This window comes from Bradyrhizobium sp. BLXBL-01 (genome assembly GCF_051853025.1).
Lineage (GTDB): Bacteria > Pseudomonadota > Alphaproteobacteria > Rhizobiales > Xanthobacteraceae > Bradyrhizobium.
In genome coordinates this window covers 6303953-6318062 of sequence record NZ_CP182471.1, presented here as the reverse complement: position 1 = coordinate 6318062, position 14110 = coordinate 6303953, and the positions used below count along the sequence as shown (strand labels likewise).

General features: G+C 64.5%; 16 protein-coding genes. 7 read left to right on the top strand and 9 right to left on the bottom strand.

Features of this window, described 5'->3' with window-relative positions; all coding sequences use genetic code 11:
• Positions 1-309 precede the first annotated feature (309 nt).
• The 7 genes from ACNJYA_RS29410 to pqqA form a co-directional block, all read right to left on the bottom strand.
• A complete protein-coding gene (locus tag ACNJYA_RS29410; protein ID WP_439401145.1) occupies positions 310-987 on the bottom strand; it encodes a hypothetical protein in 678 nt (225 codons plus the stop codon).
• A gap of 13 nt (positions 988-1000) precedes the next feature.
• Positions 1001-1987 (bottom strand): prolyl aminopeptidase, encoded by a 987-nt coding sequence (pip, locus tag ACNJYA_RS29405; RefSeq protein ID WP_439401144.1) that lies wholly within the window; start codon positions 1985-1987, stop codon positions 1001-1003.
• Positions 1977-3158, bottom strand: a complete 1182-nt coding sequence (pqqE, locus tag ACNJYA_RS29400) for a pyrroloquinoline quinone biosynthesis protein PqqE (RefSeq protein ID WP_439401143.1) — start codon at positions 3156-3158, stop codon at positions 1977-1979. The genes pip and pqqE overlap by 11 nt, the downstream gene beginning before the upstream one ends.
• Positions 3155-3466 carry a pyrroloquinoline quinone biosynthesis peptide chaperone PqqD gene (gene pqqD, locus ACNJYA_RS29395; protein ID WP_439401142.1) on the bottom strand — a complete coding sequence of 104 codons (312 nt, stop codon included), beginning with the start codon at positions 3464-3466 and terminating at the stop codon, positions 3155-3157. Before pqqD ends, pqqE begins: the two co-directional genes overlap by 4 nt.
• A 12-nt stretch (positions 3467-3478) precedes the next feature.
• Entirely contained in the window at positions 3479-4234 is a 756-nt protein-coding gene (gene pqqC, locus ACNJYA_RS29390) for a pyrroloquinoline-quinone synthase PqqC (RefSeq protein WP_439403484.1), read from the bottom strand.
• A gap of 20 nt (positions 4235-4254) precedes the next feature.
• Positions 4255-5184, bottom strand: a complete 930-nt coding sequence (gene pqqB, locus ACNJYA_RS29385) for a pyrroloquinoline quinone biosynthesis protein PqqB (protein WP_439401141.1) — start codon at positions 5182-5184, stop codon at positions 4255-4257.
• A gap of 128 nt (positions 5185-5312) precedes the next feature.
• Positions 5313-5393: a pyrroloquinoline quinone precursor peptide PqqA gene (gene pqqA / locus ACNJYA_RS29380; RefSeq protein ID WP_007595659.1), complete on the bottom strand. Its 81-nt coding sequence runs from the start codon at positions 5391-5393 to the stop codon at positions 5313-5315.
• A gap of 260 nt (positions 5394-5653) precedes the next feature.
• Here pqqA and ACNJYA_RS29375 point away from each other — a divergent pair, with 260 nt between their 5' ends.
• The 6 genes from ACNJYA_RS29375 (at position 5654) to ACNJYA_RS29350 (ending at position 10230) form a co-directional block, all read left to right on the top strand.
• On the top strand, positions 5654-5911 hold the full coding sequence (locus ACNJYA_RS29375; protein ID WP_036007354.1) for a DUF6894 family protein: 258 nt from the start codon (positions 5654-5656) through the stop codon (positions 5909-5911).
• 229 nt (positions 5912-6140) lie between these two features.
• Complete coding sequence (locus ACNJYA_RS29370; RefSeq protein ID WP_439401140.1) at positions 6141-7541, top strand: amidase family protein; 1401 nt, start codon at positions 6141-6143, stop codon at positions 7539-7541.
• A gap of 2 nt (positions 7542-7543) precedes the next feature.
• Positions 7544-8020, top strand: a complete 477-nt coding sequence (locus ACNJYA_RS29365; RefSeq protein ID WP_439401139.1) for a glutathione peroxidase — start codon at positions 7544-7546, stop codon at positions 8018-8020.
• Positions 8021-8031: 11 nt separating this feature from the next.
• Positions 8032-8274, top strand: a complete 243-nt coding sequence (locus tag ACNJYA_RS29360; protein ID WP_029674077.1) for a DUF3297 family protein — start codon at positions 8032-8034, stop codon at positions 8272-8274.
• A 196-nt stretch (positions 8275-8470) separates the two neighbouring features.
• Positions 8471-9640 carry a D(-)-tartrate dehydratase gene (tarD, locus tag ACNJYA_RS29355; RefSeq protein ID WP_439401138.1) on the top strand — a complete coding sequence of 390 codons (1170 nt, stop codon included), beginning with the start codon at positions 8471-8473 and terminating at the stop codon, positions 9638-9640.
• 302 nt (positions 9641-9942) lie between these two features.
• Positions 9943-10230 (top strand): GIY-YIG nuclease family protein, encoded by a 288-nt coding sequence (locus ACNJYA_RS29350; protein ID WP_212254521.1) that lies wholly within the window; start codon positions 9943-9945, stop codon positions 10228-10230.
• 145 nt (positions 10231-10375) lie between these two features.
• Here ACNJYA_RS29350 and ACNJYA_RS29345 read toward each other — a convergent pair whose 3' ends face one another.
• Complete coding sequence (locus ACNJYA_RS29345) at positions 10376-11728, bottom strand: malonyl-CoA decarboxylase (RefSeq protein ID WP_439401137.1); 1353 nt, start codon at positions 11726-11728, stop codon at positions 10376-10378.
• Positions 11729-12010: 282 nt separating this feature from the next.
• Positions 12011-12811, bottom strand: a complete 801-nt coding sequence (locus tag ACNJYA_RS29340; protein ID WP_212254523.1) for an AraC family transcriptional regulator — start codon at positions 12809-12811, stop codon at positions 12011-12013.
• A gap of 61 nt (positions 12812-12872) precedes the next feature.
• Here ACNJYA_RS29340 and ACNJYA_RS29335 point away from each other — a divergent pair, with 61 nt between their 5' ends.
• Entirely contained in the window at positions 12873-14045 is a 1173-nt protein-coding gene (locus tag ACNJYA_RS29335; protein ID WP_439364090.1) for an MFS transporter, read from the top strand.
• Positions 14046-14110 lie beyond the last annotated feature (65 nt).

The following is a 14110-nucleotide window of genomic DNA, read 5'->3' as shown; positions in this document are numbered from 1 at the left end:
GAGCTTTGGCGAGCGCTTAACGCGCTTCGATCTGGTTTCTGAATGACGTCATTGGGTTAGCTTATTAGAACCGTTCCGAAGTACAACGGCAAATTTGCCCGCTTCCCCGCTTTCATGGGAGCTGCGCGTGCACGGCATTAATGACCGCGCGCGGATGTGCGTGCGGTGCAGCATCGCACTCTGCTCCATCCCCGTCATTGCGAGGAGCACTTGCGACGAAGCAAATCCAGACTGCCTCTGCGGGAAGATTCTGGATTGCTCCGCTGCCTCGCAATGACGGCGTTGGCGGCAGCGCAGCAATTTCCAACGTCAGTTCTGTGCGATGTCGCTCTTCGCGAGGTCCCACATCAGGCAGTAGGTGCCGACGGAGATGGGGAGCGGGAAGGGCGCCGCAGCCGGGCCGGTGAAGCGCTCGGCGATGACGGCGGAGACCGCATTGACGTGCGTGCCGTCGATCAGGACGAACCAGTCGCGCGCGCCCTCGTTGCGCACCGCCGGAATTCCCGCCGTTGCGCCCGACAATTCCGGCTCGGTTTCGAGCAGATGCATCGAGATGATGCCGTCGCATTTGTCCGGCACGAGCTTCTCTTGCAGTGCATCACGCCAGGGCGCGGCATTATCAGGCGTCGGCCGCAGCCGCACCACGCCGAGCGCAGTGCCGCGCCCGGTGCCCTCGCTGATGGTGATGCGCGCGACCACGCGCAGCATGTCCTGAAAGCGCGCCATGGTCTGCCGCGACCAGTCGGTCGGGCTCGCGAGGCGCGCCTTGTAAGCGGGGCCGTCGAGCACGTCGAGAGCCTCGGTCGAATACAGGCACAAATATTTGGGATTGGCGGCGTGCGCGACATAGCGCCGCGCTTCGAGGAATCCGTCGATCGCGACGCGCTCTTCCAGATGCTCGCGATCGTACCAGCGGTTGAAATCGGCTTCATCCGAAGCGTCGATGTTCATCGACGTCAGCAGCATGCCCTTTCCGGCGAGCGGCATTCTTCTTGTCCTCTCATCGCCCGATCTTCGACGCAAGGTCCGCGATCGACTTCATGACCGCGTCCCTCACGCCGCCATCATAGAGCGAATGGCCGGCTTCTTCCACGATGCGAAGCTCGGAACCGGGCCAGACTTTCGCAAGGGCCTGGGATGTCGCGGGAGGACACAGTAGGTCATAGCGACCCTGCACGATGATGCCGGGAATGCCGGCGAGTCTTCCCGCATTCTGTAGCAGCTGGTTCTCTGTCATGAAGCTGTCGTTGATGAAATAATGCGCTTCCATGAACGGCGTCGCCGGCAATGTGCGCCAGACGTTGAGCGCGGCGAGGTCGAGCCGCGTCCGGGCCGGCTTGTGCTCGGACAAGGTGCGCTCGGTGTCGTGCCAGGCCTTCGCCGCCGGGCCATGCACGGCGGGGTCGGCATCGAGGATGCGGCGCCAATAGGCATCCACCGGCCGGTCGCGCTCCTCGGGCGGCAGCACGCTAAGGAAATCCTCGTACAGCGCCGGATGGAATTGCGACAGGCGCGAAGTGAAGGCGGTCTCGACCTCGGCCCGCGTGCCGAGAAACGTCGCGCGCAGCGCAATGCCCGAGACGCGCTCGGGGTAGGCCTCTGCATAAGCCAGCCCCAGCGTCGCGCCCCAGGAGCCGCCGACCAATATCCAGCGTTCGAAGCCGAATTTTTCGCGGATCGTCTCCATGTCCGCGATCAGATGCGCAATCGTGTTGTGCTCGCGCGATCCCTTGGGACGGCTGCGGCCGCAGCCGCGCTGGTCGAACAGCACGGCGCGGAAGCGGTCGGGATCGAACAGGCGGCGATGGTCGGGCTGGCAGCCGCTGCCAGGCCCGCCATGGAGATAGACCGCAGGGATTCCATCCGCGCGCCCGACGCTCTCGACATAGAGCTCATGGCCGTCGCCGACGTCGAGCATGTCGGAGGTCAGCGGCGCAAAGGGATCGGCGCGTTTGGCCGCTGTGCCTGCGTCCGCGTCAGGCGTCATTCTCGGGTTCCAGGGTGCCGCCGGCGAAGTTGCGGTAGAGGAAGCGGTTGGTTTCGCCCTCGGCTTCGGCTTCCGCCTGCTTGAAGATGGTCTCGTGCAGCGGCGACAGCGCGCAGGCCGGGTCGGTGTTGGCGGCATCCCCGGTCAGCGCGAAGGCCTGGCAGCGGCAGCCGCCGAAATCGATCTCGCGGAATTCGCAAGTCCTGCACGGCTCCTTCATCCAGCCGGTGCCGCGATAGCGGTTGAAGGCCTCCGAGTTCTGCCAGATCCAGGCGATCGAATGGTTGGAGCGCACCGATTCGAAATCGAGCCCGGTGATGCTCTCGGCGGCGTGGCAGGGCAGCACCTTGCCGGCGGGCGAGATGTTGAAGAACTGCCGGCCCCAGCCGCCCATGCATTTCTTCGGCCGCAGCGCGTAATAATCCGGCACGACATAGTCGATCGTCAGCCGGCCCTTCAGCCGCTCGCGCGCCTCTTCGACAAGGCGGGTGCACTCATCTAACTGCGCGACCGTCGGCATCAAGGCGGCGCGGTTCTTCAGAGCCCAGCCGTAATATTGCACATTGGCGACCTCGAGCCGGTCGGCATCGAGATCAAGCGCCATCTGGATGATGTCCGGCAGCTGGTGCAGGTTCTGCCGGTGCATCACCGCGTTCACGGTGAGCGGCAAATCGAGCTCGCGCGTCCATTTCGCGACCTCGAGCTTCTTGCGGTGAGCGTTCTTGTAGCCGGCGACACGATCGGCAAGGCCGTCCTCGATGCCCTGGAAAGAGATCTGCACATGGCAGAGCCCGGCATCTGCGAGATCGCTGAGCTTCTCGCGCGTCAGCAGCACGGCCGATGTGATCAGGTTGGTATAGAGCCCGGCGTCGCTGGCATGCTTGACCAGCTCGACCAGGTCCTTCCGCGCCGTCGGCTCGCCGCCGGAGAAATGCACCTGGAGCACGCCGATCTCGGCGAGCTCGCTCAGCACCTTCTTCCACTCGTCGGTGGTCAGCTCCTTGCCCGAGCGGTCGAGCTCGACCGGGTTGGAGCAATAGGGGCATTGCAGCGGGCAGCGATGGGTGATCTCGAGCAGCACCGCGAGCGGAATGCCGAACGTCTCCGCCGTCGAGCGCTGCTTCTCCAGCACCGCGAGGCTGTCGCTGGGCGGGATGGTCACGTCGCTCATGACGTCTTCTCCCTGATCTCGGTGAGAAAGCCCTTGTCGGCGAGGTCCTGCAGCATGACGATGATGTCGGCGAGGATCGCTTCGCGCGGCGCGGCGTATTTCGCCGCCAATTGATCGGCGACGTCGCCGACATTGCGCTCGCCGTTGCAGAGCTGCAAGACCTCGACCGCGATCTCGTCTGGCGCCAGCACCCGCTCCGGCGCCAGGATCACCCAGACCTTCCGCGTCTCGTCATATCTGAGCTTGGCATGCCGCGGCAGCACGGGGCGGCTTGCCTCGCTGACGCTGATGTTCCGCGGCCCGACCATAAGTCTAATCCCTCAGCTCGCTTTGGGCACGAACGCGCCCGGCGGAATGTGGCCCTCGACATAGGCATGCTGGAGCGCATCCAGCTGCACCCATAGCACGTTGGTCTTGAAGATCAGCGCGTTGCAGACCTGCGCGCGCTGCTCCGGCGTCGTGGCGTGCCTCTTGACATAGTCTAGCGCGAAATTGGCATCGCGCGGCGCCTGGGTCAGGCGGCGCTTGAAGTAGCTCATGATGTCGGGGTTGACGAAATCATAGTGCTCCAGCATGCCGGCGATGCGCTCTTCATGCAGGTTCGGCGCGAACAGCTCGGTCAGCGAGGAGGCGATCGCCTCCAGCGGGCTTTTTTCGCGGCAGAAGTGGACATAGGCCTCCACCGCAAAGCGCGTCGCCGGCAAGATGCCTTCGGTGGATTCCACGTATGCGGTGTCGAGTCCGAGCCCTTCGGTCAGCTTGATCCAGCGCTCGATGCCGCCCTCGCTGCCGACATCGCCGTCATGGTCCTCGATGCGGTGGCGCCATTCCACGCGCGTGGCGCGGTCGCGGAACCGCGAGATCACCACCGCGTCCTTGATCGGGATCGTGCTCTGGTAATAGTAGCGGTTGAGCGCCCAGGCCTGCACCTGGCCCTTGTTCAGCTTGCCGCCATGCAGCAGCTTATGGAACGGATGCAGGCTGTGATAGCGCGTGGCGCCGATGTGGCGCAGCGTCGCCTCCAGCTCCTCGGCCGAGTTGAGCCTCAAATCCTTGCCGATCGAGAGCGCGGTCATTCCAGTCAGTGATGCGGCGTTCACAACACGATCTCCGTTCCATCCGCGGGTATCTGCCAGCCCGCCTGTTCTACCATTTTCCGCTCCGGGGAGCCGGGCAGCAGCGCCGGATTCGAGTTGTTGATATGCAGAAACAGTTTCCTGTCGATATTGAGGTCGGCCAGCCGCGCGATGGCGCCATCCGCGCCGGACATCGCGACATGGCCCATGCTCTTGCCGGTCTTGTGGCCGAGCCCTGCCCTGATCATCTCGTCGTCGCGCCAGACCGTGCCGTCGAAGAACACCAGTGCAGCGCCGTCGATCTCGGCCTTGAGCGCATCGGTCACCTCGGCGCAGGCGGCGATGAAGTAGAAGAACTTGCCGGTGGCCTTGTCGGTGATCTTCAGGCCCAGCGTGTCGCCGTCGCCGCTCACCCCGCCCGGATGCACCTTGCCTTCGAGATACCAGGCCGACTTGCCCGGCACGGCAAAGGGCAGCACCTCGAGCCCTGAGCGCGTGCCGTCCGGCAGCCGCGGCTCGAACGGCTCGCGGATCGCGATCGGCTGGCGCCGCACGTTTTTTTCGTTCAGCACGTTGAAGATGCTGTTGCTGGCAAGGATCGCCAGCACCTTCTCGTGCGCATACACCGTAAACGGCGAGCCCTCGCGCATCGACAGCAGGCCGGCCACGGCATCGACTTCGCTGTTGGTCAAAATCACGCCCGCAACCGGCGTGTGGCGCAGCGCGCCCGCCTTGGGGTGCAACTGCGGCGTGGCATTCAGTTGCTGGCGAAGATCGGGCGAGGCGTTGATCAGGAACCAGTGCTCGCCGTCGCCGCTGAAGGCGACCGAGGCTTGGGTTCGAAAGAGCTCATGTCCATTCGCACGAGCCGCGCGGCAGCCTTCGCAACCGCAATTCCACTGCGGAACTCCGCCGCCGGCCCCGGCGCCCAGGACGACGACGCGAAGCATGATCCGTCTCCTGGAGGCGAATTCGCGAGGTGGATCTCAGGCCGAGACAGTTTCGGACAAGGTTTCTGTCTGCCGGAAACGTATCGTGACCAAGAACCACCTGCGCAGAACGCGATCTCGCCAGCCGCTTACTTGCGGGTGGCGCTCACATACATGTTGATTTCCATGCCGCAGGGCACTTCGACGATCTTCGGGGCTTTCCAGGCCATTTGGCTCTCCATTTTTTGCAAATTCGGACGCATCCGCCCGCAGTTAAATTAGTGCGGGCGGAGAACTTCGCCAGTGAAATTTTCCCGACCTAGGTAGTAGGCTGAGGAATGTTGCACTGCAAAGATGGCGTATTGCGGCCGCAAAGATGAGCGGATCAGATACGCAAAATTGCCGATAGGTCGTGATCCCTGTCGGGATAAACCAGTTGTGAGTATGGACCGGCTTCTCATCGGCGACAGACGACCCCATTGGATCAGGCATGCCCAGATATTTCTTCAACACCCGCATCGGCGACGAACTGATCGTGGATCCTGACGGCGAGGACCTGCGCAACCCCGATCGCGCCTGGGAGGTCGCGCGCCAGATGATCCTCGAGGTCGTGAAGTCGGAAGGAACCCAGCCGGCGCTGCTGGAGGCGGTCATCGAGGTCACCGACGCCGACGGCGAGATCGTGCTGGAGTTTCCCTTCACCGAGGCGCTGCTCGACATGCCGGACCAGTCCGCGACAAGGCATTAGCCGGGCGCGACGCGGCGAGAGAAGCCCGCGCCCCCTCCACGTCATTGCGAGGAGCCCTTGCGACGAAGCAATCCAGACTGCCTCCGCGGCGGCAGTCTGGATTGCTTCGCTACGCTCGCAATGACGGAAGATGCACCAATCCGAGCCCCCGCCGCCCTTCACCCCGCGAAATCCGCATGGCTTTGCCCCGTTCCCGGCGCTAAAAGACGCCGGTCATACGGAGCAAGCCATGCAAGATCTCTGGCGCCTGTCGGCCGCCGACCTCGCCACCCTCGTCAAATGCCGGAAAGTCTCCGCCAGGGAGGCCGCCAAGGCCGGTCTCGCGCGGCTCGATGCCGTCAATCCCCAGCTCAACGCGGTGATCGACCACCGGCCGGAGGACGTGCTCAAGCAGGCCGATGCCGTCGATGGCGCCATTGCCAGGGGCGAGGACCCCGGCGTTCTCGCTGGCGTGCCCGTCACCATCAAGGCCAATGTCGACCAGGAAGGCTTTGCCACCACCAATGGCCTCAAGCTGCAGCGCGACCTGATCGCGCGCGAGGACAATCCGGTCGTCGCGAATTTCCGCAAAGCCGGCGCCATCCTGCTCGGCCGCACCAATTGCCCGGCCTTCTCCTACCGCTGGTTCACCACCAATCTGGTCCATGGCGACACCAAGAACCCCCGTGACGCTTCGCTGACGCCGGGCGGCTCCTCCGGCGGCGCCGGCTCGGCGGTCGCGGCCGGTATCGGCCACATCGCCCACGGCACCGACATCGCCGGCTCGATCCGCTATCCCGCCTATGCCTGCGGCGTGCACGGATTGCGCCCGACGCTCGGCCGCATTCCCGCCTTCAACCGGGCGCTGCCGGAGCGACCGATCGGGCCGCAGATCATGGCGGTGTCGGGCCCGCTGGCGCGCACGGTCAATGATCTCAAGCTCTCGCTCGAAGCCATGGCGGCCCGCGACATCCGCGATCCCTGGTTCGTGCCGGTGCCGCTGCAAGGCCCCACTCGGGACAAGCGCGCCGCGCTCTGCCTCAATCCGGGCGGCCTTGCCACCGCGCCGGAGGTGAAGGCGGCGGTGAGCGATGCCGGCAAGCGGCTGGAGCGCGCCGGCTGGACCGTCGATGTGATCGAGGACACCCCTCCGATGCGCGAGGCAGTCGAGTGGCAGATCAAGCTCTGGCTCGGCGACGGCTATGAGGCGCAGCTGGAGATGGCCGAGCGCGAGGGCGATCCCGGCGCGCTGGCCTGTCTGCGCGGCAACCGCGCCAGGGTCACGCCGATGGACCAGGCCAATTACGCCAAGGCGCTGACCCGGCGCGCCACGCTGACCCGCGAGTGGATGCTGTTCTTCGAAAAATACGCCGTGCTGCTGACGCCGGTCTCCGGCGAATTGCCGTTCCCGGATCATCTCGACCGCAAGGATGAGGGCTCCTTCAAGCGCGTCTGGGAAGCGCAGCTGCCGCAGATCGCGATCCCCTTCATGGGCCTGCCGGGCCTCGTGGTCTCCACAGGTCTCGTCGGCAAGGCGCCGGTCGGCGTGCACGTCGTGTCGGGACGTTATCGCGAGGATCTGTGCCTGCTGGCAGGCGAAGCGATCGAGGCCGGCGGCGTGCCGCCGTCGCCGATCGATCCCGTGGGCTAGCGATGACTGCCATCTACGACTTCAAGGCCAACTCGCTCGCCGGCGAGGAGGTCGCCCTGCGACGTTTCGAGGGGCAGGTGCTCTTGATCGTCAACACTGCGAGCAAATGCGGCTTCACGCCGCAATATCGCGGCCTGGAGGAGCTGCATCGCGATCTCTCGCCACGCGGCTTCGCCGTGCTCGGCTTTCCCTGCAACCAGTTCGGTGCGCAGGAGCCGGGGCAGGCGAGCGAGATCCAGGAATTCTGCTCGACCCATTACGACGTCACCTTCCCGCTGTTCGAGAAGATCGACGTCAACGGGCCGAAGGCGCATCCCTTGTACGAGTACCTGAAACGTCAGCAATCCGGGCTTCTCGGCGCCGCCATCAAATGGAATTTCACCAAATTCCTGGTGAACCGTGAGGGGCGCGTGGTCGCGCGCTACGCGCCGACCGCCCGGCCCGAAGGTTTGCGCAATCAAATCGAAACACTGTTGTGAGCGAGACAATCATGAGTGACGAATTTCCGGACCGCCTGTCGGTCGACCCGAACAGCCCTTATTACAACGCGGACATTCTGGCGCGCGATGTCGGCATCCGCTTCAAGGGCATCGAGAAGACCAATGTCGAGGAGTACTGCATCAGCGAAGGCTGGGTCCGCGTCACCGCAGGCAACGCCAAGGACCGCCACGGCAACCCGCTGACCATCAAGGTGCACGGTCCGGTAGAGCCATATTTCAGGGATAAGAAATAAGCCACTGTCATTCCGGGGCGTGCGATAGCGCGAACCCGGAATCTCGAGAGTCCCCGGTGCGCTATTGCGGGGAACGCACACTCTCTCCTCGTCATTGCGAGGAGCCCTTGCGACGAAGCAATCCAGACTATTTCCGCGGTGACGGACTGGATTGCTTCGCTGCGCTCGCAATGACGAAAGTGAAAGGCCCAACCCCATGTCCGTCCGCATCGTCGACATCCGCGAGATCACAAAGCCGATCTCATCGCCGATCCGCAACGCCTATATCGACTTCACCAAGATGACGACCAGCCTCGTTGCCGTCGTCACTGACGTCGTCCGCGACGGCAAGCGCGTCGTCGGCTACGGCTTCAACTCCAACGGCCGCTACGGGCAGGGTGGTCTGATCCGCGAGCGCTTTGCCGCGCGCATCGCGGAGGCCGATCCGAAATCGCTGCTGAATGCCGCCGGCGACAATCTCGATCCCGACAAGGTCTGGGCCGCGATGATGACCAACGAGAAGCCGGGCGGTCACGGCGAGCGCTCGGTCGCGGTCGGCACCATCGACATGGCGGTGTGGGATGCAGTGGCGAAGATCGCGGGCAAGCCGCTGTTTCGTCTGCTCGCCGAACGCCACGGCGTCGAAGCCGATCCGCGCGTCTTCGTCTACGCGGCCGGCGGCTATTATTATCCCGGCAAGGATCTCTCGATGCTCCGGGCTGAGATGCGCGGCTATCTCGACCGCGGCTACAACGTCGTGAAGATGAAGATCGGCGGCGCTGATATCGACGAAGACCGCACCCGCATCGAGGCGGTGCTGAAGGAGATCGGCAAGGACGCGCAGCTCGCCGTCGACGCCAACGGCCGCTTCAACCTGGAAACCGCCATCGCCTACGCCAAGATGCTCCGCGACTATCCCTTGTTCTGGTACGAGGAGGCCGGCGATCCCCTCGACTACGCGCTGCAGGCCGCGCTCGCCGAGTTCTATCCAGGCCCGATGGCGACCGGCGAGAACCTGTTCAGCCACCAGGACGCCCGCAACCTGATCCGCTACGGCGGCATGCGCCCCGACCGCGACTGGCTGCAATTCGATTGCGCGCTGTCCTACGGCCTGTGCGAATACCAGCGCACGCTGGAGGTGCTGAAGACCCATGGCTGGTCCCCCGGCCGCTGCATCCCGCATGGCGGCCACCAGATGTCGCTCAACATCGCCGCCGGCCTCGGCTTGGGCGGCAACGAAAGCTACCCCGACCTGTTCCAGCCCTATGGCGGCTTCCCCGACGGCGTCCGCGTCGAGAACGGCCACATCACCATGCCCGAGCTTGCCGGCATCGGCTTCGAAGGCAAGTCGGATCTCTACAAGGAGATGAAGGCGCTGGCGGAGTAGGCCCCCGCTGTGGCGCCACTCGCCGTCATTGCGAGCGAAGCGAAGCAATCCAGAGTCTCTCCGCGGAGCCAGTCTGGATTGCTTCGTCGCAAGGGCTCCTCGCAATGACGGTGGAGAGAGTTGCGCAAGGAGCCGCCGCACACTCCGTCATTGCGAGCGCAGCGAAGCAATCCAGAGTCTTTCCGCGGAGACAGTCTGGATTGCTTCGTCGCAAGAGCTCCTCGCAATGACGCTGTGGCGAAAGTCTCGTAATCATCTCTTGGTTGTGCTATCGTAGAAGCTGTCCTCAGCCGAGTACGATCATGAAGCAACCCTGCGTGTACATGTTCGCCAATCGTCGCAACGGAACGATCTACACGGGTGTCACCTCCAATCCGCCGCGCCGCGCGTTCGAGCATCGCGAGGGATTGGTCAAGGGCTTTTCCTCAAAGTACGGCTGCAAGCTTCTCGTCTGGTACGAGCTGCACGCCACTATGACCGACGCGATTGTGCGCGAGAAGCAGATCAAGGGTGGCAGTCGGGCCAATAAGCTTGCCCTAATCGAGAGCCTCAATCCGAATTGGGACGATTTGTACGAGACGCTGATCTGACTCTAGAGGATGTGCTGGCAGTTGGCTGCCACACACTCCGTCATTGCGAGCGCAGCGAAGCAATCCAGAGTCTTTCCGCGGAGACAGTCTGGATTGCTTCGTCGCAAGGGCTCCTCGCAATGACGATGTGGTAAGCGTCCGCCCCTTACGACAGCCGCATATCCAGCAGCCTTCGCCCTTCACCCTTCAGCAGCTTCTTCACCGCGCTGGACGCCACGACCTCGCCGTCGTTCGCATAGGCCTCGTGGTTCTTCTCGATGTCGTCGAGGCGGTAGAGGTAGTTGACCATGACGCCGGCGGACTCGCGCAGGCCCTTGGGCGAGAGGTCGCCCAGCCAGTTGATGCGCTCCAGCCGCGCGCCGTTGCCGAGATGGAAGCGGGCGACGGAATCGATCAGCTTGCCCTTCGGCGTGCGCGCCTTGAGGAAATAGTGCGCCGCGAGCGGCTCCAGCACGGCGCGGAGCAGCGCCGCCGTCTCCGGGCTTTCGAACCATCTGGGATCGTCGAGGCGCTTGAGCACCTCGCGGTCCTCGTCCGACAGCGGCAGATCCTTGTCCTGCTTCACCCAGGCCATGAAGCCGGGCACCGGCGACAGCGTCACGAAGGTGTCGAGCTTCGGTAGCTCGCGGCGCAGCTCTTCCACCACCTGCTTGATCAGGAAGCTGCCGAAGGAGATGCCGCCCAGGCCGCGCTGGGTGTTGGAGATCGAATAGAACACGGCGGTGCGCGCGCGCTCGATCGGCAGATGCTGGCGGTCGACCGCGAGCAGGGGCTGGATCGCGCCGGGGATCGTCTCGGTCAGCGCCACCTCGACGAAGATCAAGGGCTCGTCCACCATCGCGGGATGGAAGAAGGCGTAGCAGCGCCGGTCGACCGGATCGATGCGGCGGCGCAAATCGTCCCAGTCCGAGATCTCGTGCACGGCTTCATAGCGAATGATCTTTTCGAGGATGTTGGCCGGGGTCGACCAGTCGATCCTGCGCAGCACGAGAAACCCCCTGTTGAACCACGAAGAGAGAAGATGCGAGACGTCGCGGTCGAGCGCGGCGAGATCGGTGTGCCCGTTCATCATGCCGAGCAGATCGGCGCGCATGTTGACGAGATCGCCGGTACCGCCGGGCGCACGGTTCAGGCGGCGGATCAGCTCCTGCCGCCGCGGCTCGGAGGCGAAGTGCAGGGCGCTGGCATCCTCGTCGCTCGGCTTGGCGCGCCATTGCTCGATGGCCTTGGACAATCGTTCCCGGTCGGGTCCGAAAAAACGTACCAGTCCTTCGAAGAAGGTGCGGCGTCCCTCCGCATCCAGCTCCTGATAGAGATCGAGCACCTCGCGCGCCATGGCTGTGCCGGATGCTTCGCCGCGGCCGGACAGCAGCGCGCCGCAAAGCTCGAGCAGTCCATCGGCATCCCGTTTGGTATTCGAGGCGTCCCCCCGGCGAAGCAACGTGCGGCCGCGCTCGGAGATGGTGGCAAGCAGGTCGGAGAAGAAGGCGTTGGCCATCTGGGCTTTCGTATCGGGTCGGTGTGATGCGGGAGCTTACACGGGATTTGGGTGCAAGCCGATCACAATCAAGCAGGCGAATGCGGCATCTTTAGTTGGGCCGTGCGTTTGGAGAATGGCGGCATGTCGGACGGAGGGGACGGAGCATGCGGTGGCATTTGGGAACGAGGCGGCAGCCACATTCTCCGTCATTGCGAGCGCAGCGAAGCAATCCAGAATCCCTCCGCGGCGGCATTCTGGATTGCTTCGTCGCAAGGGCTCCTCGCAATGACGAGATTGGGGCTACCCCTTCCCCGCAAACTCCGTCGGCGTCCGCCCCGTCACCTGGCGGAACGCGGCCGAGAACGCCGGCACGCTGGCATAGCCGAGCTGGGTCGCGAGCTGCTTCACTGACACGCTCGCATCCGTCGATATCCGCTCGATCGCCGCTGCAATCCTCGCGCGCTGGCACCAGCTCTTGAAGCTCAGCTGCGTCTCGCTCGAAAACAGCCGCGACAGCGTACGCCCGGAGGTTCCGACCTCGCGCGCCAGCGTGTCGATGTCGTGCAGGCCGGTGGGATCGTCGAGCACGATCATCGCGGCGCGGCGGCAGCGTGGCTCTCGGGGCAGCGGCACGAAGGTCGCGGAATCCTCGGCCTGCTGCAGTTCCAGCATCACCAGGCGCACCAGCAGCTCGGTGCGCTCCTCGGTGCTGCGCCCGTCGAACAGGGCAAGGATCGCCTGATTGAGCAGCGGTGACACCCGCACCACGAATTCCCGGGACAGGCCGTCATAGCGCTGCTCGCGTTCCAGCCAGGGCAGGTCGAAATAGAGCGTGCGCATTTCGATGTCGGCGAGCAGGTCGATGGCATGCTGGAGCCCGGCCGGCACCCAGACCGCGCGGTCCGGCGGCACCAGCCAGCGTCCCCCCGGCGTCGTCACCTGCATCGTGCCCTTTGCCGCATAGATCAGCTGCGCCTCGCGGTGCATGTGCAGATCGATCCGCATCCCCTTGGGATAATCGCGAGCGACCAGATGCACGCCCGCGGGCGAGCGGTGATTGCTCCGGACCTCCCGCAGGATTGGCGTTTCCAAGACAGTCATTGGCGGCATCCCGTCATGGCGAGGACATATAACTCATTTCGGAGCAGGAGAGGATTCGGGAATGAACAGCCCCAGCCGGGTCATCGGTTTCGTCAATGCCGGCCATTTCATCGACCATTATTCGATGCTGATCTTCGCCGCCGCGGTCATCATCATGGGCCCGGCGCTCGGCATGGCCTATTCGGAACTGTTGCCTTACGCGACGCCGGGCTTCGTCGCCTTCGGCGCCGGTTCGCTGCTCACCGGATGGCTCGGCGATCGCTGGAGCCGCCGCCACATGATGCTGATCTTCTTCGTCGGCATCGGCCTCTCCATGATCGCGGTCGGCTTCGTGCAAACGCAGGTCCAGCTCGGCGCGGCGCTGCTCGCGATCGGCATCTTTGCCTCGATCTATCACCCCGTCGGCACCGCCATGATCGTGTCCTATGCCGACCGGCTCGGCCGCGAAATGGGCATCAACGGCGTCTGGGGCAATCTCGGCGTGGCCTCGTCGGCCCTGGTCACCGGCGTGATCGGCCAATATCTCGGCTGGCGCTTCGCCTTCATCGTTCCCGGCGTGGTCACGGTCCTGATCGGAATCGCCTTCGCGCTGGGCGTCGTGCACGAGGACCGCAAGGGCTCGAAGCAGGCCGCAGCGCAGGCGCGGGTGGCCAAACGGGACATGTGGCGCGTGATCCTGGCGCTGTTGATCGTGGTGATCGCGATCTCCACGACCTTCAACGCCGTGACCGTCGCGCTGCCAAAGCTGTTCGCCGAGCGCCTTGCCGACCTGACCAGGAGCCCGGCGCTGCTCGGCGTCATCGCCGCCTGCGTCTACGTGTTCGGCGCGATGACGCAGTACACGATCGGCCGGCTGCTCGACCGCTATTCGCTGAAGACGGTGGCGCTGCCGCTGTCCTTCATGCTGGCGCCGTTCCTGTATCTGGCGGCGAGCCTGTCCAACCTGCCGTTGATCGTCGTCTCGATTGGCATCGTCATGGGCGCGTTCGGTCAGGTCACGGTGAACGATGCCATGGTCGGCAAATACACCACGGAAGAGTGGCGCTCGCGCGCCTATGCCGTGCGCTATTTCGTCGGCTTCACCGCGGCCGGCGCCTCCGTCGGTCTGGTCGCCTGGCTCTACGAACAGGGCGGCTTCGTCACCATGCTGCACGCCTTCGCCGCCCTCTGCCTGCTCGCCATCGCCGCCGCGCTGATCCTGCCGCGCGAGATCCGCACGCCGCAGGCGGCGTGAGCCGAACTCGCTCCACTCGTCATTGCGAGGGGCCCTTGCGACGAAGCAATCCAGAGTCCCTCCGC

Excerpts from the sequence above, each read along its gene's own strand:
- ACNJYA_RS29410 (WP_439401145.1), bottom strand. The coding sequence starts at position 987 with ATGCCGCTCGCCGGAAAGGGCATGCTGCTGACGTCGATGAACATCGAC.
- pip (WP_439401144.1), bottom strand. The coding sequence starts at position 1,987 with ATGACGCCTGACGCGGACGCAGGCACAGCGGCCAAACGCGCCGATCCC.
- pqqE (WP_439401143.1), bottom strand. The coding sequence starts at position 3,158 with ATGAGCGACGTGACCATCCCGCCCAGCGACAGCCTCGCGGTGCTGGAG.
- pqqD (WP_439401142.1), bottom strand. The coding sequence starts at position 3,466 with ATGGTCGGGCCGCGGAACATCAGCGTCAGCGAGGCAAGCCGCCCCGTG.
- pqqC (WP_439403484.1), bottom strand. The coding sequence starts at position 4,234 with ATGACCGCGCTCTCGATCGGCAAGGATTTGAGGCTCAACTCGGCCGAG.
- pqqB (WP_439401141.1), bottom strand. The coding sequence starts at position 5,184 with ATGCTTCGCGTCGTCGTCCTGGGCGCCGGGGCCGGCGGCGGAGTTCCG.
- pqqA (WP_007595659.1), bottom strand. The coding sequence starts at position 5,393 with ATGGCCTGGAAAGCCCCGAAGATCGTCGAAGTGCCCTGCGGCATGGAA.
- ACNJYA_RS29375 (WP_036007354.1), top strand. The coding sequence starts at position 5,654 with ATGCCCAGATATTTCTTCAACACCCGCATCGGCGACGAACTGATCGTG.
- ACNJYA_RS29370 (WP_439401140.1), top strand. The coding sequence starts at position 6,141 with ATGCAAGATCTCTGGCGCCTGTCGGCCGCCGACCTCGCCACCCTCGTC.
- ACNJYA_RS29365 (WP_439401139.1), top strand. The coding sequence starts at position 7,544 with ATGACTGCCATCTACGACTTCAAGGCCAACTCGCTCGCCGGCGAGGAG.
- ACNJYA_RS29360 (WP_029674077.1), top strand. The coding sequence starts at position 8,032 with ATGAGTGACGAATTTCCGGACCGCCTGTCGGTCGACCCGAACAGCCCT.
- tarD (WP_439401138.1), top strand. The coding sequence starts at position 8,471 with ATGTCCGTCCGCATCGTCGACATCCGCGAGATCACAAAGCCGATCTCA.
- ACNJYA_RS29350 (WP_212254521.1), top strand. The coding sequence starts at position 9,943 with ATGAAGCAACCCTGCGTGTACATGTTCGCCAATCGTCGCAACGGAACG.
- ACNJYA_RS29345 (WP_439401137.1), bottom strand. The coding sequence starts at position 11,728 with ATGGCCAACGCCTTCTTCTCCGACCTGCTTGCCACCATCTCCGAGCGC.
- ACNJYA_RS29340 (WP_212254523.1), bottom strand. The coding sequence starts at position 12,811 with ATGACTGTCTTGGAAACGCCAATCCTGCGGGAGGTCCGGAGCAATCAC.
- ACNJYA_RS29335 (WP_439364090.1), top strand. The coding sequence starts at position 12,873 with ATGAACAGCCCCAGCCGGGTCATCGGTTTCGTCAATGCCGGCCATTTC.